This window comes from Colwellia psychrerythraea (assembly GCF_000764225.1).
In the GTDB taxonomy this organism is placed as follows: Bacteria; Pseudomonadota; Gammaproteobacteria; order Enterobacterales; family Alteromonadaceae; genus Colwellia; species Colwellia psychrerythraea_D.
In genome coordinates this window covers 86,033-111,461 of record NZ_JQED01000040.1, presented here as the reverse complement: position 1 = coordinate 111,461, position 25,429 = coordinate 86,033, and the positions used below count along the sequence as shown (strand labels likewise).

Genomic DNA, 25,429 nt, shown 5'->3' with positions numbered 1-25,429 from the left:
ATAATCATTTCATATTTTCGAAGTGTTAATTAATAGGTAATAAAGGATTATTAAAAATGATAACAGTGAAAATAAACAAGAGACGTGACCTTGCAGTGGCATTAACTACAGCAGCGGTTTTAAGCTGCAACGTCGCGTTTGCAAAAGTAGATAAGCCAAAACTCATTTTACAAATCACCGTCGATCAATTACGTGGGGATATGCCAACCGCCTATTTAGATAAAATGGGGGAAGGTGGCTTTAGATATTTGCTCGATGAAGGTTTAGTTTACAAGGATGCACAACATAATCACGCAAACACTGAAACTATTGTTGGGCATGCAACTCTCGCTACCGGAGCCTTGCCAGCAGTACATGGTATGATTGGTAATGTCTGGTTTGATGATAAGTTGCAACGATTAGTTTATAACGTTGAAGATGCCGATTATCCATTGTTATCAGCAAATGCCGGGGTTAATCAACAAACAGAAATTGACCCCACTCAGCGTACGGCAAAATCTTCTGGTCGCTCACCTAATAATATTCAAGTATCTACCTTTAGTGATGAATTGAAAATTGCGTCGAATGGGAAAGCAAAAGTTTTTGGTGTATCGGTAAAAGATAGAGGCGCTATTTCGATGGCCGGGCATATGGGCAAAGCTTTTTGGTTCTCTAAAAAATCAGGTGAGTTTGTTAGCAGTGAATATTATTATGATAAATATCCCGAGTGGGTATCAAAGTGGAATGCTGCAACTCCCAGCAAAAAATATCATCAAAAGACATGGGAGTTAAGCCAACCTCAAGCGAAATATGTTTTTGCGAAACAAGACGATCAGGCATGGGAAACTAAATTTCCCGGTTTTGGTCGAACTTTCCCTCATCAATATGGTGATATGAGTAATGGCTATTTCAATACTTTTCTGACCTTAAGTCCTGCAGGAGATGAACTTACCTTAGATTTTGCTAAAGCCGTAGTTACAAATGAGCAGTTAGGCCAGGACGAGGTAACTGACTATTTATCAGTCAGTTTTTCTTCAACTGATTATGTCAGTCACATTTTTGGTCCTTCTAGTTTAGAAGCCGAAGATAACATGCTAAGACTAGACCGCACCTTAGCCAAGTTAATTACCTTTATTGATAAAAATGTAGGATTAGAAAATACGCTTATTGTCTTAGCTGCAGATCATGGGGCGGCTGAAGTGCCTGCTTATTTATCTTCCTTGGGGATGAAAACAAAGGTCGTTTCACCTACAGAGTGGGACAAAGCGCCCAGCATGAAAGCCCTTAAGAAGCAGTTCGGTTTTGATACTGCGCTTATTAAAAGTTATTTTCATCCCTACATTTACCTCGACCGAGATTTAATTGCTAAACGTAAACTTTCTCTTGAACAAGTTCAAAAAGCGGTTGCCGTAGAAGTTTCAAAATTTGATGGTGTTGCGCTTGCCGTCACTAGCTCTGATATCGAAACAGGCAATACTCCCCAAGATTATTTACATACTTTGGTGATTAATAATCACAGCCAAAACCGTTCTGGTGATGTCTATGTTGTACTTGAAGCTCATCGTTTTGTCGCAGATATGGAAGGTTTAACCGTTGCTGCGACCCATGGTTCACCTTGGGGTTATGATACTTTTGTACCGCTAATCTTTGCCGGCTATAATATTGATGATGATACAGTCTATGATCGCGTGAGTACTACGGATATTGCCGTAACATTATCAGCAGTGCTGGGTATTAAAGCACCTTCTGGCGCGCAAGGGAAAATATTAGAAAAGGTTCTCGATACAGATTAATGCAAAATAGTGCAGTGAGATATCACTAGCTTGAGTAAGTCCTGATAAAATCTATATCCAATAAATAAGCAGAGTAACTTGGTTGTTATTCTGCTTATTTTATTTTAACGGCTTAATCAGTTACTACATTGACGAGGTTAAAGTTAATTTGAAGAAAAATGAACGGTTTAATACAAACTAATTATCTTAATGATTAGGCTAAATTCGTTTTCTAATTTAAAATTAAGGTTTTACCGCAAAAGAAATATCATGCGCCGATCTAGTTACCCCGACCAAGAAGTCAGCTCTATCAACTGGCAAGCATTCAAGCTTATTTTACCCTACCTCTTTGAGTATAAAAAACGTATTGCCTTTGCGATGTCGTGTTTAGTGTTAACGAAAATAGCCAGCGTTTACTTGCCTTTTATACTAAAAGATATTGTTGATACGTTAGACGCTAATAATGCAAGTGACGCGTCCGCTTTATTAATTGTTCCGTTAGGTTTAGTCGCGGCGTATGGCTTAGTTAGATTGTCGATAGTTGTGTTCGCTGAAATAAGAGACACGCTATTTGGTCGAGTGACAGAACGCGCTATAAGGCGTATTGGCTTAAAAGTCTTTCGTCATCTTCATTCTCTTGACTTAGATTTTCACCTAAATAGGCAAACGGGTGGGTTGTCTCGTGACATTGACCGAGGTACTTCGGGTATCAATTTTTTAATGCGCTTTATGGTTTTTAATATTGTACCTACCCTGTTAGAAATAGTGATGGTGATTTCTATTTTATTTGTTAAATACGGTATATGGTATGCGGTAATAACGCTCTTCTCAATTATAACCTATATTGCTTATTCAGTTTTTGCAACTGAGCTTCGAACACGTTATGTTCGCGCTGCTAACATTGCTGACTCTTCAAGCAATACCCGCGCTATTGACAGTTTACTTAATTATGAAACCGCAAGTGAAATGTTGCCCTGTTAACTGTTGAAATCAAAAAAGCGTAGATAGAACAGATTCTTAACGACTAACTCTATCAACACTTATTTCACCACTAAAACACGTTAAGTGTTCCCATTTTATTCTGCTATTTACCCTTTAAAAAATACAAAGCACGAATTCTACGATTTTAAGTGTTGATTCTTTTCTTCTTTACTTTGCTGAGCATTCCAAAGTTCATTATAAGAGCGCTTATTACCTAGCAATTCTGAGTGAGTCCCTTGCTCAATAATAGTACCATCCTCGACCACAATAATCCTATCGGCATCAATTATTGTTGAAAGCCTATGAGCAATAACAAAGCTAGTAGCATTTAGTGATAGCTCTTTTATTGCTTTAAGAATTGCCTGTTCAGAATGGCTATCTAATGATGATGTAGCTTCGTCAAATACTAAAATAGGTGGGTTTTTAAGAATTGTTCTCGCAATAGAAACTCTTTGTCTTTCTCCACCGCTTAATTTCAAGCCTCTTTCCCCAACTGTGGTATTAACACCATCAGGTAAAGATTTTATTAAATCATCTAAATGGGCCATTCTTATAGCATTCATAACATCGGCATCTGTCGATTCAGGATTACCATATCTAACGTTTTCTAGTATCGTATCATTAAATAACACAGTATCTTGAGGCACTATCCCAATTGCTTGTCGTAAAGACTTTAAAGTTACGTTTCGAATATCTTGGTTATCAATACAGATAGAGCCACTATTAACGTCATAAAAGCGAAATAACAATTTAACTAAGGTTGATTTACCACCACCGCTAGCACCTACAACAGCAACCTTTTCACCAGGTAGGATACTGAAATTTAAATTAGTTATTATCTTGCGCTCTTTTTTATAGTTAAATGAAATATTGTTAAAATCAATTCTTCCGTTAGTAACAATAAGTGCTTTAGCATTTTCATCTTCGATAACTTCTGCTTTTACTGACAGTAAGCTAAATAAGTTTTCTATATTTGCCAGTGACCCCTTAATCTCCCTATAAACAAAACCAAGAAAGTTTAAGGGTAAAAATATTTGCATCATAAAGGCGTTTATTAGAACAAAATCACCTAAAGTCATTGTTCCTTCAATAACGTTATTCGCAGCTAGCATCATCATCGCGGTAATAGCACAAGCTATGATTAAAGCCTGCCCACCGTTTAGTGCAAATAGTGACAGCCTATTTTTTCGCTTTGCTACCTCCCATTGAGCTAATTCTTTGTCATATCTTTGTGCTTCAAATTCTTCATTTGAAAAATATTTTGTCGTCTCATAGTTAAGTAATGAATCGACAGCATGATTACCACTTGCAGAATCTGCTTTATTAGCTTCTCTGACAAAAGTAGTGCGCCATTCTGTAGTCACCACCGAAAAACCCACATAAAGAAAAATGGCTACAAACGTGATAGCGGCAAAGCCAAAGCCATAGTTATAAAATAAGATCCCGATAACTAAACTGATTTCTAACAACGTGGGCACGATATTAAAAACCATAAAGCGCATAAGGAAATTAATGCCTGATGTCCCACGTTCAATATCTCTTGAAACACCACCTGTTCTACGGTTTAAATGAAATTCTAAGTCAAGGCTGTGTAAATGTTGAAAAACCTTTAAACTAATTCGCCTAATGGCTCTTTCTGTCACTCGACCAAATAGCGTATCTCGAATTTCACCAAATAAAACATTAGAGAAGCGTACTAGGCCGTAGGCTAATACCAACGCAACAGGCAGAACTAATAAAGAGCCAGGTTTGTCCTGTGAAATATCAATATCATCAACAATATATTTAAGTACAAATGGCAGGCATACACTTGCTACTTTGGCTAAAACCATGAATATGATTGCTATAGAAACTCGTTTTTTATGCTCAAGAAGGTACGGCCATATTTCTTTTATTATACGCCAGTTAAAATGTGCAGCCTCAGTATTGCTAAATTGATGTTTACGCATTGTTGTTTTTTACCACCATGATTAATAATTTTAAAATAAAGGACTTGGTAATGAGTGAGTGTGGTTCATGATTATTATGAATCGACTCTGGATGTTTTAAAATGCACTTACAGATTTTAAACTAGTATGTTTTTAAAATTTATTCTTCATGTTATCAGACTTTAAGCTAATAGAAGAAAACTGATCGCTGAATGGCTAATAAATATCTATCTAAGTTTGTATTTAATATTAATGGCAGAGGTTGTTCAATATTTTGTCTTTATTGATATTAGTACACTAGATCAAACAATTAACACTTCTATCCGTATATTTTTATGACCAATTTGATACACTCGTTTAACTAAAGAAATTAGGATACCTCAGGGCCTCAGGAACTATGGCAGATTTCAAGAAAATAGAAGCATTAGAAAAACGTTTATGGTCGGCTGCCGACTCTCTCCGTGCCAATACTGGCCTTACAGCACAAGAATACTCGCGCCCCATATTAGGCTTAATCTTCCTCAAATATGCTGAGTATCGTTTTACCCAAGCGAAAGAACGCATTGAAGCAGCTACCAGCTCCCGTCGTCGCGGTGGTGGTGACATCAAATCAAAAATCCAAGCAGAGGGTGCAATGTCTGTACCTGATGATGCCTTGTACTCAAACCTTCTTGCATTACCAGAAGGCTCAAATATAGGCGTAAATGTAAATAACGCCATGAAAGCGTTAGAAGCTGAAAACGAAGCTATTAAAGATGCATTACCAAAAACCTATACCCGTTTTGATAACGATATTTTAAAAGGCTTGCTAAAAAACTTTACGGCCATTGATTTTGGTTTAGGCTCAGACATTTTTGGCCGTATTTACGAATACTTTCTTAACGAGTTTGCCAAAACTGAAGGTCAGGGCGGTGGTGAGTTTTTCACTCCATCAGCATTAGTACGCTTAATTACAGAAGTTATTGAACCCTACCACGGTAAAGTCTTTGACGCAGCCTGTGGTAGCGGCGGTATGTTTGTCAGCTCCGCTGACTTCGTAGCTAGTCATAACAAATCGGCTTCTGATGAGTTATCGATATTCGGCCAAGAGAAAACAGGCGATACGGTACGTTTATCAAAAATGAACCTAGCAGTTCATGGCCTACAAGGTGATATTCGTGAAGGTAACTCTTATTACGAAGACCCGTTTGACCTAGCCAAAGGCGAAATCATTGATGGCAAGCAATACGGACAGTTTGACAGAGTAATGGCGAATCCTCCTTTTAACGTAAACGAAATTCAAAAAGATCGCTTAGAAGGTGATAAACAACGTTTCCCTTATGGTATGCCACGTAACGACAACGGTAATTACCTTTGGATTCAGATGTTTTATGCAGCATTGAACAAAAAAGGTCGTGCTGGTTTTGTTATGGCGAACTCTGCCAGCGATGCCCGTGGCTCTGAAATGGAAATTCGTCAACAATTGATTGAAGATGATGGTGTTGATGTAATGGTAGCTGTATCAAGCAACTTCTTTTATACCGTTACTTTACCTTGTGCCTTATGGTTTTTAGATAAAAATAAACCCGCCAAGAACAAAGACAAAGTATTGTTTATTGATGCTCGTCATATATTCCGCCAAGTTACACGTGCAGTGCGTGATTACACCAGCGAACAACTTAACTTTATAGCCAATATTGTGCGTTTATACCGTGGACAAGACATTGATAACACCTACCTAGAAACACATCCAGATACAGGTAATGATGGCAGTTACTCGCTTGATAACTTTTTCAAGAGTGACAATGGCAACTTTACCTACCAGAATATTGCTGGCCTTTGTAAAGTAGCAACCAAAGCGGAAATAATCGAGCAAGGTTACAGCTTAAACCCTGGTCGTTATGTCGGTGTTGCTGAAGGTGAACAAGAGCATGATGAAGATTTTGCTGCCAAGTTAGAAGCACTACAAGAAGAACTGGAAGTGTTGAATGCTGAAGCTCATCAGTTAGAATCCGATATAGCGATCAATACTGCTAAAGTATTGGAGTCTATCTAATGGGCTGGGAGTTTTCGGAATTTAACTTAGATGAGTTGGGGTTTTTAGGGCGTGGTAAATCTAAACATCGGCCTCGTAACGATCCGAAATTATATGGTGGAAAATATCCGTTTGTACAAACAGGCGATGTTAAGGCTGCCAATTTATACATCAATAGTTTTGAGCAAACTTATAGTGATAAAGGTTTAGCTCAAAGTAAATTGTGGGAAAAAGAAACACTCGTCATTACTATTGCTGCGAATATTGCTGAGACGGCCGTATTAAAGATCGATGCTTGCTTTCCTGATAGTATTGTTGGCTTTATCCCGAATGAAGAACTAGTCGATGTGTATTTCATTAAGTATTACATTGATTACATAAAACGAGAAATGCAGAGTATTTCTCAGGGGACTACTCAAGATAACCTGAGTCTAGATAAGTTAAGGACATTCAAGCTTAAAGTTCCTAATGATCGTCATATTGTTTCTAGAGTCTCCTCAACTCTTTTAAACTACGACAACCTAATCGAAAACAATAACCGTCGTATCGCCATTTTAGAAGAAATGGCGCAATCTCTTTACCGCGAATGGTTTGTTAACTTCCGCTACCCAGATTATGACGATAACCTCGATGCTGATGGAAAAACAAAACTCACCGACTCATCACTAAGTCAAACCCCCGAAGGTTGGGAAGTTAAGCCACTGATTGAACTTGTCAACTTCAAAAGAAATACGATCAAGAAAGGCTGTGTATCAGAGAAAACGCCATATATGGGGTTGGAGCACTTTCCTCGTAAATCAATTGCATTGTCTGAATGGGAAGAAGTATCCGAAATCGGTAGTAATAAGTTAGCTTTCAACCGTGGAGATATATTATTTGGTAAAATAAGACCTAACTTCCATAAAGTGGGAGTAGCACAAATTGATGGCCTTAGTTCTTCTGATACATTCGTTCTTTCACCAAAAAATAAAGAGCACCACGCTTTAGTAGCGATGGTTACTTTCTCAAATGAATTTGTTGCTCAAGCAGTACAAACATCTCAAGGCAGTAAGATGCCTCGTGCTAGTTGGGATGTTTTAAAAGAATTTCCAGTTTATATTCCAACTCAAGATATTATTGAAAAGTTTAATTCTGTTGTGAAACCAGCGATTGAACAAATCAGAGTCTTAAGTCTTAAGAATAGAAACCTTAAAAAACAGCGCGACATGCTGTTACCTAAATTAATATCAGGGAAGATTGAACTATGAGTAATGAACATTTAGGAAGCCGTTGGTATAAATTTGATTTTCATACTCACACTCCGGCTTCATCAGATTATAAAAAACCAGAAGAGAGTGAAACAGATTGGCTTAAAGCATTAATGGCAGAAAATATAGACTGTGTTGCTATAGCAGATCATGTTTCTGGTGAGTGGATTGATCGTTTAAAAGCAACTTATGCCGAATTTGATGAGACTGCTGAATGGTATCGGCCTATTTGTTTATTTCCAGCGTGTGAGATAACTGTAAGTACAGGACAAGCGCGCGTCCATATTTTGGCTATTTTTGATCCAACTAATAACTCAGCAAAGGTATCTGCTGTACTCGGCCAATGTGGTATTACAGAAGGTCATGGTGATGCTGAGGAGACCTGCGCAACCGAATCTGTTGATAATGTAATAGATATTATACAAAGTGCTGGTGGTGTTGCGATACCAGCCCATATTGATGGCCCGAAAGGGCTATTACACGGTATTACCAATACTAACCAAGAGCTTGAAAGTTGGCTAGGTAAAATTGAAGCGGCTGAATTTGTTAATTTGAAATTTTTGAATGGTGTCAATTCTGAATTAACAAAAGCTTGTGCTCACTTAGCTAAAGTTCAAGGCTCTGATGCCCATCAATGCTCAAGGCTTGGTAAGCGCTTCTCTTGGATCAAAATGAGTGCACCTTCAATTGCTGGATTAAAGTTAGCACTTCATGATGACAGTTTTTGTGTAGATAATGGTGAAGATGATCCAAACACTGTTCCTGACTTATTCCTTTCTAAACTTAGCATTTCTCAAATGAATCACTGTGGCCGAATTCCAGGTCAACCAGCAGAATTTAAACTACATCCTCTTTTTAACGCAATCATTGGGGGAAGAGGTTCCGGTAAATCAACATTCATAGAGTCAGTAAGGTTAGCTTTAGGCCGTGAAAATGAAATATCTGACTTAAGTCAAATTCAAGCGGAAGTCAGTTCTTTTAAAAATGGAGTAACTAAGCAAGATACTCGAATTTGTGTTGATCTAAATCGTAGGGATGAAAACTACCAATCCGTTTGGGAACAAGGTGTTCAGCCATATATTCAAAAATACCATGACAACCAGTGGGCCGTTGATAACGGCAAACCTGAAGATCGTTTTCATGTAAGTCTTTATAGCCAAAAGCAAATTAACGCCTTAGCATCCAACGCCAATAGTTTACTGGAAATAATTGACCGCTCTATCGAAGTTAACTTTACTTCTTGGAAGCATGATTATGATACTGAGCTAGATCAGTTTTTGGCTTTGAGCAGGGATGTACGTCAAATTAATCTACGGTTGGATAGTAAAGGAACTCTTCAAGGGCAATTGGATGACTTAAATAGTGATATCGATAGTTTCGAGCAGGGAGGACATAAAGATGTCTTCAATGCATATCAAAAATTAGTTACCGAGCGTCAAGTTATTAATAAAGCCGCTGAAATAACTGATCTAACAGATGCAATTGATAAAGCAATTGATTCTAACTTTACTGAAATGAAATTGATTGAAGAAGGTGAAGATAAACCCACTAATATTGTTGAACTTGAAGCTATTCAGCAAACTTTTACAAGTAAGCTGGTACAAGTTCAAGCCGAGCTAACCAATTTGATGCAAACAGTAAAAGATGCAGAAGAAACAAGAGAACTACAGATTGCTTCTTCAACTTGGTTTACTCAAGGAGTGATAACAGAAGATAGCTATAATCAAGTTGTAGCTGAATACGAAAATAGAGGTGAGGAGCTAAATCCTGAGCAATATGAAGCTTGGTTAACCCAACGAAATGAATTGAATGAGAAAATAGAGGCTCTTAATAACGTAGAAGCTCAATTAGAAGAAAAGAAGTTACAGCGTGATATAAGTTTGAAAAAACTCTATATATATCGTCGAACTTTACAAAAAAATCGTCAAAAATTTATTAGAAATGTAATTGGCGATAATAAGTATGTGAGAATGAGCTTGCTACCATTTTCAAGCAAAGTAAATGTTGAGCAGCAATTTCGAAATAATATTGGTGTTGAAACAAGTTTTGCTACTTCAATATATCAAGATGATCAAACAGAAAGCTTGTTATACCCATTAATATCTGGCGATTCTGTTTTTGATAATGATAGTTTTAAAACAAAGGTTAGGCATACTGAAAAATCGAAAGAAGCAGTCGTAAGCCTAGCTTTAGGGAATGAAATTGAAGACTACCGTATAGATTCAAGATTAAAAACAGCCCTAGCTCAGAAATTTGAACGTCAACCCGAAACAATAGATCGTCTAATGACTTGGTGGCCTGAAGACCACCTTGTTGTTGAATATGCCAAAGATATTGAGCGTGGAAAATTTGAAAATATAGAAAAAGGCTCCGCAGGACAGAAGGCTGCTGCAATATTGGCATTTTTATTAAGTCATGGAAACAATCCTATTATTGTTGATCAACCTGAAGATGATTTAGATAATGCCCTGATTTATCAATTGATTGTTTCTCAAATACATGAAAATAAAAAGCGCCGCCAAATTATTATGGTAACTCACAATCCTAATATAGTTGTTAATGGTGATGCAGAATTTGTAAATGTTCTTCAATTTCGTGGTGGTCAAGTTCAAGTATTAGATTCCGGTGGGCTTTGCGAACAAAGTGTTAGGGATCATGTATGTGAAATTATGGAAGGTGGCGCAATAGCCTTTGATAAGCGCTATAAACGATTAAGAGATATATAGAGGCAAAAATTGCATACAAGAAAGACACTTTATAATAACCAACAATATAATTATATGTCAGATTAAAATTTAGGATTTACTTAGGAGTACGATTTGGAAATCGAGCTATGGGAAGGCGGCTTATTAGCCCATGAAGTTGATGCGATAGAAAAAATTGAAAAGCATTTTCAAAACAACAATAAAAAGACGAAAAAACCAGTACAAAATAGTTCTCTAAAAGAGCAGTTAGCACAAGTAAAAAACAACAGCATATTTCCTTGGAAAGGTTATGCTGGTTTTCGCTTTGTTGATAAAGGTCAAGAGGGTGAGTTTGATCTGGTTATTGTGACACATTGCAACGTGCTTATCATTGAGCTTAAAGATTGGAACTTTGGTGAAATAACAGCTCGTGGTGATAAATGGTATAAGAATAACCAAGAGATGGGTCGCTCGCCTGTTAGCGTTACTCGTAATAAGAAGTATTTATTAGAAAGAAAATTGGATAAATATAAAAACCAATTTTCGAACAAAGGCTTTCGTCCTTTTGTGCACTTTTTGGTTGTTATGACAGGGAACGCTTGCATTGATAAGCTTCCAGAAACCGATAAAGAGCATACAATGTCTTTAGAGTCATTTTTAAAAATGAAAAATGAAGGGCATTTCAATAAAAAGTTCGAACCCAAACACTCAAAGCAAAAGGTATTAAATCAAGATTTTCATATTTTTGATAAGCTGTTTGATCGAAAAGATTCAAATATACAACACAAGCACATTGTCATTAATGGCTATAAAGCAATTGATGAACTGTTTTCACATCCTAAAGGTGCTTATAAAGAGTTTTCAGCAGTATCAGAAGTCTCAGCTAAAGATGAGGCTTTATTACGCTTATGGGATTTTAATCAGGTTTCAGGACAAAATGCTAAAACGTCAGAAGGACGGTTTAAGATAATATCGCGCGAGCGCACAATTTTAGGTCTTATAAAACACCAAAATTATGATTTATATAAATACTGCCTGACGTCGTTAACAAGCGTACAAAAAGATGATGTAACTGCGCAGTATTCAGAGCTATATGAGTTGCCACCAAGCCATGTTCGGTTTAATGAGTTTATTGGTAAGTTTTGTGTGTCGTTCACTGAAGCAGACAGACTTAACGTAGTTAAACTACTATTCGCTAAGTTTGCTGATTTACATGAATTAAAGATTGCTCACCGTGACTTGGGCGATCACAGTATTTGGGTCTCGCCATCCAAAGAAATTGCACTTTCAAACTTTATTTCGGCATATCACCAACCATTAGGGACTGTTGGCGACTATCGTCAAATACTTTCTGTTAATGATGGTTTAACTCCATTCGAAATGAAGGCTAATGATCAAACAACACCATTCAAAATGGATGTTTATGCCTTAGCTATTCTTGCTTGGCATATTCTGCAAGGTAAACGACTTTCTCCAAAAAGTCTTAAAGGTCTTCAATCGAATATAGAACAGGACACTCATTGGTACGCTAGCATTTTATCACGAGCATTAGCACAAGATTTAACTGATGCGCGAGCACTGTTTGATGCTCTTAAAATTGCAGAGCCTAAGATAGAACAAAACTTAGATTTTGATATATCAGCGCTTGAAATTTATAAACAAAATATAAAAATAAGTCGCCAATATCCAGAAGATGAATTTCTGAGTGAAACAGATGATAAGGAAGTTTATTTATCTAATGGTTTAGTTGTAAAGGAATGGCTTAATATCAACCCAACCAGTGATAACGTGCAATTAGGTTATAAAACACTGCACTTTTTAGAGCGTTTAGCCAAACTTAAATCATTATCACCTCCGTATATTCCGCGCGTTCATGAGTTTGGCCTTGCTACCCGTAGTGGGAGTTTGTTTTTGGTAATGGAGCAAGTTGATGGAATTAACTGGGGGGAAATACCAGTATTAACTAATCATCTTGAACTTGTTAAAAACTTACTTTCGTCTGTTGAGCACTTGCACGGCTTACATATTTCTCATGGTGACTTACATCCAGAAAATGTGTTGGTAGATCTTGATGAAAATTCTGTTTGGTTGATTGATATTCCTGATTTTTGTGGTGATGGCAATGAGAGTAAAAATCATCGCTATAGTCCTGAGAATATTGATAGTTGCACTGCTTTCGAGCGAGATAACTATGCAGTTATGCGCTTAAGTGCAGAGCTGTTAGGGATAGAGTGGGCTGAGCTTAGTGAAAAATATCCGGTACTAAGCAAAGCCATAACTGTTGAGTTAGAAGATCATGATTATGGCTTTAAAAGTTTAGAACGATTTAAGGATGCGATTAACTCTCCAATAAATGACGAAAGTTTCGATCTTGTTGAGATTACAACACTTGGAAACTTTGAAGAGTTAACTATTTATCCTGACAACGGTAAGGTATACCTAGAAATAGAGAAAGATACCAAAAATCCAAATGAAGCTAGGATCACCTTTAAGGGCGTGGGTGGTAATGTACCGATTATTTACAGTCCTTTTGAACAAGGCTTTAGACTAGGTTTTGCACCAAGAATACGCTCATCTGTAGGTAGAAGAGATATTGAGTCGGCAAATCTAGAAATTCCCTTTGGTCTGAAAATTAGCTCCTCTAGACGACCTAATTTAGATGCTTTAAATAGACGACTTAGTAATAATGAGGAACTTTCACGAGCAGTTGAATTTGTACTTAGACCTGAGCAAAATGATGTAAGTGATGTATCAACTGAAGAGTTGAAACTGGATGATTCTAAGGCATTTGACTCGATATTTGGTGATGGAATTGCTCCAGTCAATATCGATGAACCAAATGAAATTGAAGTTGTTGATGAGATTAATGAAATTAAAACTCATCAATTGTGGCAGAGCATATTAGATACGGAAACAGAGTCACATCCCAATATTGAATTAATTGAAACGCAGTCACCTAAAGATCAAGATAATCAACTTATTTTGCACCACAAATCAGAAAAAGATCCACTTGCTTCTTTTACTAAAACTGATGTGATTGAAGCACTTTTATCTGATGGTGAAAAAGAGGATATTTTAGGGGAGGTTTTATTAAAACCCTCTACTTCAAATGAGGTTCGGTTAGGGAAAATTAGAAACCGCGCTAAGCGTCTTGATGAAAATGATATCATCTATTTCAGAAGTAAGGCTGATAAGGCTTCGTTCACTAAGCGTAAAAATGCGCTAGAGCGTATTTTGGCGAAAGAAAGTACCATTAGCCGTTTAGTTGATTACTTTGAGCCGAAAAGCGCGTTAACCTCATCTTGTTATGACATAGAGGTTACTGACTCTGATTTTGAGCGGTATGACCGCACCGATGATCATGGAAATGAAATCAGTTTGAATAGCCAACAAAGGGAAGCTTTTCAAAAGTTGGTGAATTATGGGCCATTATCTTTATTACAAGGGCCTCCTGGTACAGGTAAAACTGAATTTATTGCGGCATTTGTACATTACCTAGTTGAAAAGCAGCAAGTTAATAATGTTCTGTTGGTTAGCCAGTCACATGAGGCAGTTAATACTGCGGCAGAAAGGATTAGAAAGCATTGTTTGAACTTGAAGACACCTCTTGATGTTGTGCGGTTTAGTAACCGTGAAAGTGTAGTCTCAGATGGACTTAAAGATGTTTACTCTAATGCTATTATTACAGAAAAACGAGAACTGTTTTCTGCTGAATCAACCTATAGAACAGCCAGTCTAAGTCAGGCACTTGGTTTAGATCCTGAATACTTGTCTGCCATTACTCGAATTGAATTAAAGCTATTTAAGCAAATAGATGAACTAGCGCATTTATCTGAATCATTAGACACGAAAAAACAAGCAGAGGCAGACAAAAAGGGTTTAACTAAGTCCTACAATGAGCTGAAGTCCGTAGTCGATTCTTCTTTGAAAGAAGATTTTTCAATAGACATGAATACAGTTGAATTAGCTGATATAAAAAACCTAGTTTGGAAAAAGCTACAAACAGAATATTCAATTAGACCTGATGAAGAAGTTAAAGCACGTGCATTAGCTAAAATATCTCGTGATATGTTAGATGTTCTAGCTGCTGATAGAGTCAATTATGATGAGTTTTTTGCTCGCTCTCGCCAATTGGTTACAGGGACTTGTGTTGGTATAGGCCAACATCATATTGGGATTAGTGAAAACCAATATGACTGGGTAATTATTGATGAAGCTGCTCGCTCAATAGCGAGTGAACTAGCTATTGCAATGCAATCTGGGAAGCGTGTATTGCTTGTTGGAGATCATAAACAGCTTCCGCCACTCTATTCTGAACCTCATAAAAAAGCGATAGCTAGAAAGTTAGGTCTTGTGGTTAATGATTCGGAAGATTTATTACAGAGTGATTTTGAACGAGCTTTTGAGTCTAATTATGGAAAGGAAGCAGGGGCAAAATTATTAACTCAATATCGGATGGCTAAGCCGATTGGCGATTTAGTATCTCAATGTTTTTATAATAGTGAGTTAGCAACAGGAAAGAGAAAAATTCCTGATATATATCAGAACGTGCCTAAAGCATTACAAAGCGTAGTTACTTGGCTTGATACTACACCTCTTGGCAAAGTTTCACATCATACTAAAAGTAAGGCAGGCAGCTTGTCTAACCGTGCAGAAGCCGATGAAGTCATTAGTTTGCTTAAGGAAATTGCCAATAGCGATAATTTTACTAATGCACTGGCAAAAACAGTTAAAGACACAGAGCCAGCTATTGGTGTCATTTGTATGTACGGTGAACAAAAACGTTTGATTAGAAAAAGATTCAATGAACAATCATGGGATGATGATTTTAAAGCTTTGGTGAAAATTGATACTGTTGATAGTTACCAAGGTAAAGAGAATAGAATTATTATTCTTTCTATTACTAGAAGCTGTACCGACCTTAGTTGTGGTTTTTTAAGACTTCCTAATAGAATTAATGTGGCATTATCACGTGCGATGGATCGTTTAGTTATTGTTGGAGCATCTCAAATGTGGCGCGGTAAAAATTCCAATAAGCCTCTAGGAAAGGTAATTGAGTATATTGAATCGCAAACTGAACAGTCCATTTATAAAGTATTGAACATAAAAACAAAGCGTAGCAAGGGAGTGAGAAGATAATGGCTGAGCATTCAAACATAGTTTATAACGAAATTGATTTTCTTATTCCTTCATATAGATTCAATATACGCTACTCCTATATCAGTAAACGCGGTTTATCTTTTATCCGTGAGTTCGTTCTGAGGTTAGCTCACTTATCTCCGATGAAGCCTATTGAAATATCAGGTTTTTTAGGACTCACTGAGCGCGAAGCTAAAGAAGCGATACGTGATCTTATAGAACGTGAGGAGTTAACATACAATGAACAAGGACAAGTTGCTCTAACAGCCAAAGCATGTGGCTATTTTCCAAAATTAGGGGAATCCCCTCAAGTATCAGATGTTGTTACCACAGGGACAGTGCTTGGTTTTGAGGTCACCGACTTTAATTGTGTTTCAACCCACAGTAGGCGCTTAAATGACAAGTGGAGTTGTGGAATTAGAATTGATGCTAAAAGTGAATTAATTGCAAATAGAGCAAAATTGGCTGAAAAAGCCTTCCAGAAACAATTTCATGCGTTATTAGATAAGGAATATATAACCAATGTAAGGGAGTCTGAAGGTACAGGGCGTCCCAATATCTATAAGATTGATTCGTTAAAACAAATAGGAACAGAACCATTTCGAGTTAAGTTTAAGTTTTTGATGGATAATCAAGGGGAAGCAGTTGAAGCTGATGAAATTGAACAGCTTGATACCGATGAACTTGCATTAGTAGCAATAGAACAAGCTCTAGATAATACGAGAGTCAGCAATAATTTGCGTGAGATTATTCTAGCTATTGAATCAATGGGCGATACCCATACGGGGTCGTTCATTAATGAGCAAGGCTTAAACGTTGATAAATTTACACAACTAGAACAGTCACGTAGCAATGATAATGGTGATTTCATACCTTTTGTTGGCTCGCTATATTCTCGTAATAATTGGGAAAAATTTAGTAAACAATTTGAGTTGGCAAAGCATAGGGTAACCAGTAAGCATCAAGATGGAGTTAAGTCATTAACATGGCTTGCTCCGAGTGAGGGTCTATGGGGGCGAAATAACGCTTTGTTAAGCTGTTTTGACTCACTAATTAGTGGTGCTAAAACGAAAGGGAAAAAGCAAAAAACTTTGTATAAACCAACATTGTTTGTGCCATTATCTTCGAAAAGAGATGGTCGTGCATCTCGTCGATGGAAAGATGAACTGCCTAATCATCTTAGTCATGTTAATGGATATATAGAAGGTTTTTTAGGCGGGGCTGTAGAGGTCGTTTTACTTCAGGATGAATTAGTTTCTGTAACTTATTATGTTAGTTTACCTGATAAATACCCTGTTCCAATTCCAGTTGGATTCATTAGCAAAAGCAAGGTGTTAGTAGATCGCGTTGCAGAAGAGATAAATCAGTATTTGATGATAAAATCTTCTCATGAAGATAGTCGAGATTTAGGAGTTATTTCAAAGTTATGACATATACGGAAGATGCTTTAGTTGAACAACCAGCAATACAATTGTTTTCAGAGCTTAACTGGGAAACAGTAACTTGTTGGGATGAGGTTTTTGGCTCTGCTTTTGACTCAGAGAATAACGAGTCATTACAAAGCAATCCATTATTCTTTGGCAGAGAAACGCGTAATGATGTTGTGCTTTTCGCTAGATTAAAGGCCGTACTACTAAAGCTAAACCCCGATGTTAATAAACTTATAATTCAAGAAGCCATTGATGAAATAGCGCGAGATAGAAGTGCTATGACTCCAGTGTCAGCTAATGAAGTTGTATATGAGTTATTACAAAATGGCTATGTTTTCACTACCGAGGCTGAAGGTGAAGAAGATTGTGTTGTTCGTTATGTTGATTGGAATAACGCTTTAGAAAATGATTTTCTTTTATGTAGCCAAATGAGCATAACTGGTGAGATTGAAACACGTCGCCCTGATTTACTTGGTTTTGTAAATGGCCTTCCATTTGTATTTGTAGAGCTTAAGGCTAGCCACAAGAACCTATTAACCGCATACAAAGACAACCTTGCCGATTACCGGAAAACAATTCCACAGTTGTTTACCTTCAACCAGTTAATTCTGTTATCAAACGGTGTGCAATCAAAGGTTGGCTCTATATCAAGTCAATGGGAGCACTTTGCAGAATGGAAAAAAATAGAGAGTGAATCTGAAGAGCGTAGGGTTAGTCTAGAAGTTGTTATTCGCGGTGTGTGTGAGCAAAACCGCTTACTCGATATTATTGAAAACTACGTACTGTTTGTTAAAACTAAACATACGGTAAAAATTATTGCTAAGTACCATCAATACCTTGGTGTTAATCAAGCGCTTTCTGGCTTAACTAATGTAAAAGAACGAACAGGGCAGCTAGGTGTGTTTTGGCACACTCAAGGTAGCGGAAAAAGCTTTTCGATGGTGTTTTTCTGTAAAAAGGCTTTTCGTAAATATACAGGAAACTGGACGTTTGTTTTAGTTACCGACAGAACAGATCTTGATGATCAAATTTATAAAACTTTTAATGCCGCAGGTATAGTTACTGAAAATTGCCAGGCCGAGTCTGGTATTCAATTAAAGTCATTACTTAGTGAAGATCATCGCTTTGTTTTTACTTTAATTCAAAAGTTTAAAGGTGACGAAAAAGGTAACTATCCGGTTTTATCTGAACGTGATGATATTATTGTGATCACAGATGAAGCCCACAGGAGCCAGTACGACTCTTTAGCAATGAATATGCGTAATGCCATGCCTAATGCATCGTTTATGGCATTTACAGGTACTCCATTGCTTGCAGGGGAAGCCAAAACCCAAGAGGTATTTGGTGATTACATCAGTATTTATAATTTTTCTGATGCTGTTGATGATGGTGCAACTCTACCGTTGTATTATGAAAATCGCGTTCCTGAGGTGTCATTAGCCAATGAAGATATTGGTGATGAGATAGCTGAAATACTAGATGAGGCAGATTTAACGGATGAACAAGAAGCACGATTAGAAACTGAATTTTCAAAAGCCTATCATATTATTACTCGTGATGACCGTTTAGAAACTGTAGCTAAAGACTTAGTTGAGCACTATATAAATCGCGCACCATTTTCTGATGGGAAGCTTGGTAAAGCAATGGTTGTATCTATTGATAAAGCAACCACCATTAAAATGTATGACAAAGTTCAATCTGCATGGAAAACTAAGCTGTCTAGCTTAAAAACTCAAGCTAAGTATGCAACGGGAAGTCGTTTAAATAAGTTTAACTTCCAAATAGATCATATGACCTCAATTGATATGGCGGTTGTTGTTTCGGGTGGTCAAAATGATGATGAGCGCCTTGAGAAAAAAGGTCTTAACTACAAACCACACCGAGAACGCTTCCTGAAAGAAAAGATTGATGAGAAATTTAAAGACCCTGAAGATGATTTACGAATAGTATTTGTTTGTGCAATGTGGCTTACAGGTTTTGATGCACCTGCGGTTTCTACTCTTTATCTAGATAAACCTTTAAAGAGCCACACGTTAATGCAAACCATTGCACGTGCCAACCGAGTTTATGCGGGTAAATCTGCGGGGCAAATTGTTGACTACATCAATATTTTTAGCTCTCTTCAACAAGCGCTTGGTATGTATGGTGGCGGTGTTGCTGAAGGAGGTGCCAATTATAATGTAGATAGTCCCGCAAAAGATAAATCTGAATTAGTTACAGCACTCGGTATAGCTACTGGTGAGTTACAAGTGTTCTTAAACTCAATAGATATAGACTTAGCAGGGATCATTTCTGCACCTGCTGATGGTTTTGCCAAATTATCATTGTTAGATTGCGCTAGCGAAATTCTATTAGAGCCTAAAAACAAAGAAGAATTTACAGCTTTTGTTCGCCAAATAAATCGAATCTTTAAGGCCATAATGCCTGATGATAGTGCTAATCAGTATGTTCCCCATCGTATAGCCATTAATATTATTTACTCACAAATGCGATTAAAGTCTGGTTTATCTATAGATGATGAAGACGTGCTTGATGTAGCTAGGAATCAGGTGAATGAATTACTTGATGAGTCAATATCAACTATTCATATCAAGAGTAACTTACCTGAGCCAATAAACATTGCTGATATAGATTTTGATGCACTTGCGACAATGGTGGCAAAAGTTGAAAAACCAAAACAATCTGATGCTGAGCGCCTAAAAAACCTTATTGAACGTAAACTACAGCCAATGGTATTAAAAAATAAAGCTCGCCAAGACTTACAACAAAAGTTCTTAGAGTTGGTTGAACAATACAACCTTGGTGCTTATACCGCAGAAGAGTTCTTTTTGACTTTAAAAGAATTTATTACAGACCTAGAGCATGAAGAAAAACGTACAGTGCGTGAAGGCTTAACCGAAGAAGAACTAGCTGTATACGACTTGATGATTCAAGACGCACCGCTCACTGACAAAGAGCGTAATAAGGTTAAAGAAATAGCCAAAGAACTAACTGACAAAATGCAGGAAATATTGGTTATTGATTGGCGCAAGAAGCAGCGAACCAAAGCTAGAGTTAAAAATATGATTGAGGAAGTATTAGACAGCTTGCCTGAATCCTATGACGATGATTTGTGGCCGAAAACCTGTAGCGAGGTTTATATGCACATCTTTGAAAAATACCCTGGGCAAGGGCAGAGTGTGTATAGCCATTAACTAATGCTTTTTTTAATAGTGAATAAAACCACTATAGTGGACGTTTTAAGCCTTAATAGTGAAAATAATCGGTATTAGATAAGGTCTTGGCCTATCTTTAAATGTAGTAGTTTAAATCAAATCTCACGTGATTTAGCCTAAACAAAAGCTATTGCAGTATCTAGCGATACTGTTTTCCTTGAGCCTTTACCTACTAACAAGTACACAGTGTTCTGGGTTTCAAAGATACAGTTTTCGGTGAAGCTGACGAGTGGAGAGCTTCTTACCCAGTCACCAGAGCGAAAGCGTCCCGTTTCATCATCAATAACATTATCTGCCTTTATCAGAGACGCATGTTGTCCATTCTGTTTTAATAAACTACTTTGTTCCTCGGTAACTTCAAAATCCCACCACATCCAGCTCTTAACCACGCAAATTGACTTGTAAGGAAATAACTTACGGCTCTTACTTTTGTATAAATCAATATCGCATTCATCACAACCAGCATCAAAAAGATCTCCCTCATGATTAAATGCTGACACTAAATTATTGAGATGTGCAGTTGGTGTTGTTTTCATAAATACCTCTTTTTAAAATTGGATTGTAAATAGCTATGCGACTACTCTATGGCTGTTAACCCAAGTTCAAGGGTTTCTTGCTTGAACCTGCCAAATATATTCATCATGCTTTCGTAGCTATCTGTTAGAGCATTCTTTTTATTTGAAGTTGAACTCTTCATGTCTGCACTATTTTCAAACTCGCCAAAATCGACTGTTTTTATTTTAGTATCAACTGTCTTATCCGATGTTTCATCAACCGCTTTATTATCAGCATCATCTAAATCGGAGTTCTCATTATTTTGTTTGGCCTTAAAGTTGGCACTCATTTTTTCAAACTTAACAACATTGGCTTCAAGAGGGATATCCTGAGCTACTCGATATGCGTACTCAACGAGCTTTGGTTCAGCAGGCATGAACAAGAAAGCCTCCTGATTTATAGCATCGGTTGCTCTTAAATTACGCCCCAGTATTTGCCTGAAATGCATTTCGGTTTTTATTCTAGTAAGGTGACAGGTCACCTGTAGACGAGGAATATTTGTTCCTTCGCTAATCATCCCAACAGATACAACCCATTTAGAGCTAGATTGTTTGTACTGATGAATTAGTTTTGTTGGTTCGTCTTCTCGATATGTAATGATGGTAGCGGCTTCATTAAAGCGCTTAGCTAACAGGTCTAAAATTTGAGTCGCATGCTCAACTGATGCCGCAACAATTAGTCCACCTGCGGATGGGCTACTAAGTCGAATTTTATCTAGTTTGTCGTTAGCTTGTTGAATGACATGCAACAACAACTGCTCATTTTGAATTATTTCCAGATAAGGGAACGCCGACTGAGATAACAAATCTTTAAAGCAGTTAAACGATTTACTTTCTTTGTCGCAAGTAAGAGAAATATCGTCATTATCAATTGCTATAATCTGAGGGGTGCGACAAACATCATCTCTAATAGCCTCAGAAAGCCCGTAAACGTAATCGCACTGAATTTTGTTGTTAGGATTCAAGTAATCAGAAAGAACGATAGGAGCGGTATCTGAGCGCCAAGGTGTGCCTGTCATGGCAAGAGTGAACTCAGCTTTGTTTTTAATATGTAGAAGTATTTGCTCTCCCCAGGAATTAGCATTTTCAACTTTTGAACCACAGCAATGGTGAATTTCATCAAATATGACGAATACACGGTATTTATGAAAAAGCGCCCAGAAATCAGCATCTAGGTGAAGCAAAGTTTGGTAAGTCAGTGATTGTCCTTTTGAACCTAACAAACCGTCAAACTTCTCACCTATTACGCTTTCTAATTCTTGGCTAAAATCAACACAGACGACTGATGACGGGGAAAAGCATATAACAATATCCACAAGATCTCGGTTCATTAATTCATTTGCAAGAGCCGAAGCCATAATGGTTTTACCTGCCCCAGGCGTAGCTAATGCTAAAAAGTGGTCTTTTCCACTAGTATATTTATCTAAAGCTAAATCGATGCATTCAGCTTGCCAATCTCTTAATTTCATTTAATACCTACTGCTTGTTTTATATGAGGTTTTCAACGGCTTTAATGCTACCGAGGAGCTTGCTGTTGTGTTCTCGCACTTCATTGTATCGTGGTTGTAATGTAGACTTGAGTTTAGGGAACTGTTCGCAAAGTCGTTTGTATTCTTCAGCCTCACCAAGCCCTGTGATTAGCTCATTTTTATAATTGTTTAATCTGTTAACCAACGTTTCATTTAAACAGTCTGTAGCTTCAAAAAGCGCTTTTTCATTGTTCGCCATATCAACGTTTGGATTTACATCGATAGCGTCAGGCTCAAACATCTCAGTTTTAATAAACGAAGTGATCTCTTTTTTCTTTGATACAGACTTCTTCAACCATCCCTTATTAACCAGTTTTAAAAGCTCAGTATAAACGAACCTACGGGCATCGTTTGGATCAATTGACTTGTCTTCATTCAAAGCCAAATAAGCAGACCTAACTTCCACAGTAGAAAAGTGATCAAAATTGGGTGCAACAACAATTTGCGCAACAAGGTTATTTAATTTCATACAAAACTCCATATTAAACAACCAACCAAGTGGACAATTGATGATCGTGTGTGTTTATAATCCGAGGGATTATAAACCGTGATATTATAATCCGCAATATGAAATAGTTGCTCATTTGGATCTGAGGTTTATCCAATGAGCGACCTAATACAAAAATTTGCAGAAAAACTAAGGGTTCTTAGGGGAGAAAAAAACATTTCTCAGGATGCATTATCAAAGCTGACAGATATCGATAGAAGCTATATTGGGCGTATCGATAGAGGTGAAGTGAATATCTCCCTTGATAAGCTTTTTAAAATAGCAAAGGCACTTAAATGCCAACCTGCTGATTTAATGCCAGAAATTGATCTTTCAAATGATTAAAAATGGCATTGAAAGGAAGGTAGCTTAAGCTACCTAAAAATTATTCCCACTTAGGGGTTCTGACCCCAGTGCTTATTGATTCAATCTATATTGATTTTTAGTAAAGCTATAGTCTGCTCAGGCTCTTTAACGGGATTTAATATAACTGGAAATACATAGATATATGGTTCCAGAAACCTGTTTTCTCTGTATTCAAGAAAATGAGCTGATTATGGATTTATATCTTAAAATAAGTTGGTTTTCCTTGGGAAAATGTATTGGTAGTAATACGTTACATATTTTGTTATTAATAAAGCAATAAAAAATATGAGCTGTTTGTTAGCTGAAAAAGCACAAATTACGCAATATTAAATTAAGGTTCAGGTATGAGCATTACAAACCCCGAAATAAAAAATTATATGGCCTCTCGGCAGGCCGCTGTAACATATGTGAAGTAGATGTGTTTGAAAATAAAGTGCATATAGGGGAAATGGCACACATCATCGCTAAAAGCAACCAAGGGCCTAGAGGAGATACTAATTTAGAAAACCTAAATACGTATCAAAATCTGATTCTGCTTTGTGCAAACGATCATACCGCAGTAGATAAAAATACTGAATATTACACTGTAGATCGGCTCTTATCGATAAAGGAAGAACATGAAAATAAAGTATCATCAACTTTTGTGCGTTTACCTCAAGAGTTTAAGAATGACTGTGAATTCTTAAGTTACTTTATGAATTTTGTGCCATTTACGCAGCTTTTAAGTTTTATTTATCTACTGCCCAACGTTATAAATATAGATTTTAGCAAGGTTAGTGATATTTTAGAGACATCTCAAATAGATATTCCACACCTCTACCCATTAAATGATTCAATGCTCCAAAATAAATTTTATAACTTTATTTCGCAGTATTATGAGTTATGGGGGGTAATTACAGGTGTTTCTGTAATTGATGGACGAGAGCAAGCTAACTTTACTTCGTCAGATGATAATAATCTACTCAACTTGGACACAAAGTATCTCCCGTATGAAAGTATTGCTAGCTTAAAGTTGAAATTAGAAAATTTATCTATAAGTTTCACACAGTCATATACTGACCTTACTAATTTTTTGAGAACAAACTATAAAGAGGTTGATTTGAATGCATACACGCCAATGAAATTTTAGTAATCAAGTTTAAAAGAAAAAAAACAGTTGGCTTTTGTTCTTTGGACGCTAATTTTAGCCAACAATCTTTCCCTCTAAACGGTGTGTTAGTTCTCATCGATGGAGCCTAAATTTATGTCACTTATAAAACAATGTGAAAAGTTATCGCTATTGTATGAGGAAGTAGTTTTAAGTTATTCAGGTATACCTGAAAAAGCAGCCCTCGAATTCTTTGAGAAACAGGGGTATGTTGGTTATTGCTATGAAGGGGGGTTGATTTTAAATGTAATTAAAGCATTAATGCTAGATAAATTAGCTGAATTAAATATCTTCAATGATAGAAGTGATGCATGTAGTCGTTACCTTGAGGCTCAATTGACAATGCTTAATGAGCATACAAGCTCTCTTATCAGTTCTATTAGGCAAACAAGTAAAGTTGAATTTATTACGAATTTTCAAGAAATTATCAATACCCCATATATTAGGAGTAAATATCCTGATCTATCTGTTAATCTTGCGGTTGCTCTATTTGATGCGCTAGATACAAATGATTTTATTAACGTAGCTAAAAAAATCTCAGAAGACCCTTATGACTTTCGTAAAGGTTGGCCCGATTTAACTATTATTAAGGATAATGAAATAAGATTTGTTGAGGTCAAAACGACAGATAAACTCAAGAAAAGCCAGATGAAAACCATTCCTGAGATGGACTCAATTCTCCCTTGTGTATTTAGTGTACTTAAAGTCTCAGGTAAATAATAGCAAGGACAAAATTCAGTTGGCTGTTAGTTCCTACGTAGCTTTTTTGTCCCATATTTATTTCCCTATAATTGTGGCCGTTGCCGAAGGTTTGTTATTAGCAAAGAACGGTTTGTTTTATGAACGTCTTTAGCTTCATAATTTAGTCCAAAATGTAGCTTGTTTTTGCCTGTCAGCTTTAGTTAACTTCTGGTATAAGCACACTACTAAATATAGTTACTTATAAGTAAATAACTA

At 36.9% G+C, this 25,429-nt stretch carries 14 protein-coding genes and 1 pseudogene; 11 read left to right on the top strand and 4 right to left on the bottom strand.

Annotated elements, in window-relative coordinates; translation table 11 throughout:
* Nucleotides 1-56 precede the first annotated feature (56 nt).
* Nucleotides 57-1,772: an alkaline phosphatase family protein gene (locus ND2E_RS07000; RefSeq protein ID WP_033094646.1), complete on the top strand. Its 1,716-nt coding sequence runs from the start codon at nucleotides 57-59 to the stop codon at nucleotides 1,770-1,772.
* Nucleotides 1,773-2,021: 249 nt separating this feature from the next.
* Nucleotides 2,022-2,708, top strand: a pseudogene (locus tag ND2E_RS07005) (ABC transporter transmembrane domain-containing protein); the annotation flags it as partial.
* Between the two features lie 161 nt (nucleotides 2,709-2,869).
* Here the strand turns inward: ND2E_RS07005 and ND2E_RS07010 are convergent.
* Nucleotides 2,870-4,681 carry an ABCB family ABC transporter ATP-binding protein/permease gene (locus ND2E_RS07010; protein ID WP_033094645.1) on the bottom strand — a complete coding sequence of 604 codons (1,812 nt, stop codon included), beginning with the start codon at nucleotides 4,679-4,681 and terminating at the stop codon, nucleotides 2,870-2,872.
* Between the two features lie 376 nt (nucleotides 4,682-5,057).
* Between ND2E_RS07010 and ND2E_RS07015 the strand changes: the two genes are divergently transcribed.
* From ND2E_RS07015 to ND2E_RS07040, 6 genes are all read left to right on the top strand, one after another.
* Nucleotides 5,058-6,695: a class I SAM-dependent DNA methyltransferase gene (locus ND2E_RS07015; protein ID WP_033094644.1), complete on the top strand. Its 1,638-nt coding sequence runs from the start codon at nucleotides 5,058-5,060 to the stop codon at nucleotides 6,693-6,695.
* Nucleotides 6,695-7,921, top strand: coding sequence for a restriction endonuclease subunit S (locus tag ND2E_RS07020; protein WP_033094643.1), 1,227 nt, complete (start codon nucleotides 6,695-6,697; stop codon nucleotides 7,919-7,921). Before ND2E_RS07015 ends, ND2E_RS07020 begins: the two co-directional genes overlap by 1 nt.
* Nucleotides 7,918-10,647 carry a TrlF family AAA-like ATPase gene (locus ND2E_RS07025; RefSeq protein ID WP_033094642.1) on the top strand — a complete coding sequence of 910 codons (2,730 nt, stop codon included), beginning with the start codon at nucleotides 7,918-7,920 and terminating at the stop codon, nucleotides 10,645-10,647. The genes ND2E_RS07020 and ND2E_RS07025 overlap by 4 nt, the downstream gene beginning before the upstream one ends.
* 93 nt (nucleotides 10,648-10,740) lie before the next feature.
* Nucleotides 10,741-15,744, top strand: coding sequence for an AAA domain-containing protein (locus tag ND2E_RS07030; protein WP_033094641.1), 5,004 nt, complete (start codon nucleotides 10,741-10,743; stop codon nucleotides 15,742-15,744).
* A complete protein-coding gene (locus ND2E_RS07035) occupies nucleotides 15,744-17,174 on the top strand; it encodes a hypothetical protein (RefSeq protein WP_033094640.1) in 1,431 nt (476 codons plus the stop codon). Before ND2E_RS07030 ends, ND2E_RS07035 begins: the two co-directional genes overlap by 1 nt.
* On the top strand, nucleotides 17,171-20,368 hold the full coding sequence (locus tag ND2E_RS07040) for a type I restriction endonuclease subunit R (protein WP_033094639.1): 3,198 nt from the start codon (nucleotides 17,171-17,173) through the stop codon (nucleotides 20,366-20,368). Before ND2E_RS07035 ends, ND2E_RS07040 begins: the two co-directional genes overlap by 4 nt.
* Before the next feature lie 137 nt (nucleotides 20,369-20,505).
* Here the strand turns inward: ND2E_RS07040 and ND2E_RS0121670 are convergent, their stop codons facing one another.
* Genes ND2E_RS0121670 through ND2E_RS07050 form a run of 3 tightly spaced genes read right to left on the bottom strand, consistent with a single transcriptional unit; the run spans nucleotide 20,506 to nucleotide 22,941 of the window.
* Nucleotides 20,506-20,925 (bottom strand): DUF6957 family protein, encoded by a 420-nt coding sequence (locus tag ND2E_RS0121670; protein ID WP_052056710.1) that lies wholly within the window; start codon nucleotides 20,923-20,925, stop codon nucleotides 20,506-20,508.
* Between the two features lie 41 nt (nucleotides 20,926-20,966).
* Nucleotides 20,967-22,412, bottom strand: coding sequence for a DEAD/DEAH box helicase (locus ND2E_RS07045; RefSeq protein WP_033094638.1), 1,446 nt, complete (start codon nucleotides 22,410-22,412; stop codon nucleotides 20,967-20,969).
* 19 nt (nucleotides 22,413-22,431) lie between these two features.
* The gene (locus tag ND2E_RS07050) at nucleotides 22,432-22,941 is read right to left on the bottom strand and encodes a hypothetical protein (RefSeq protein ID WP_033094637.1); all 510 of its coding nucleotides are present in this window, start codon (nucleotides 22,939-22,941) and stop codon (nucleotides 22,432-22,434) included.
* 135 nt (nucleotides 22,942-23,076) lie between these two features.
* Between ND2E_RS07050 and ND2E_RS07055 the strand changes: the two genes are divergently transcribed.
* The 3 genes from ND2E_RS07055 (at nucleotide 23,077) to ND2E_RS07060 (ending at nucleotide 25,192) form a co-directional block, all read left to right on the top strand.
* Nucleotides 23,077-23,304 (top strand): helix-turn-helix domain-containing protein, encoded by a 228-nt coding sequence (locus ND2E_RS07055; RefSeq protein WP_033094636.1) that lies wholly within the window; start codon nucleotides 23,077-23,079, stop codon nucleotides 23,302-23,304.
* A 322-nt stretch (nucleotides 23,305-23,626) separates the two neighbouring features.
* On the top strand, nucleotides 23,627-24,454 hold the full coding sequence (locus ND2E_RS22450) for an HNH endonuclease signature motif containing protein (RefSeq protein ID WP_395858442.1): 828 nt from the start codon (nucleotides 23,627-23,629) through the stop codon (nucleotides 24,452-24,454).
* 114 nt (nucleotides 24,455-24,568) lie between these two features.
* Nucleotides 24,569-25,192, top strand: a complete 624-nt coding sequence (locus ND2E_RS07060; RefSeq protein ID WP_033094635.1) for a VRR-NUC domain-containing protein — start codon at nucleotides 24,569-24,571, stop codon at nucleotides 25,190-25,192.
* Nucleotides 25,193-25,429 lie beyond the last annotated feature (237 nt).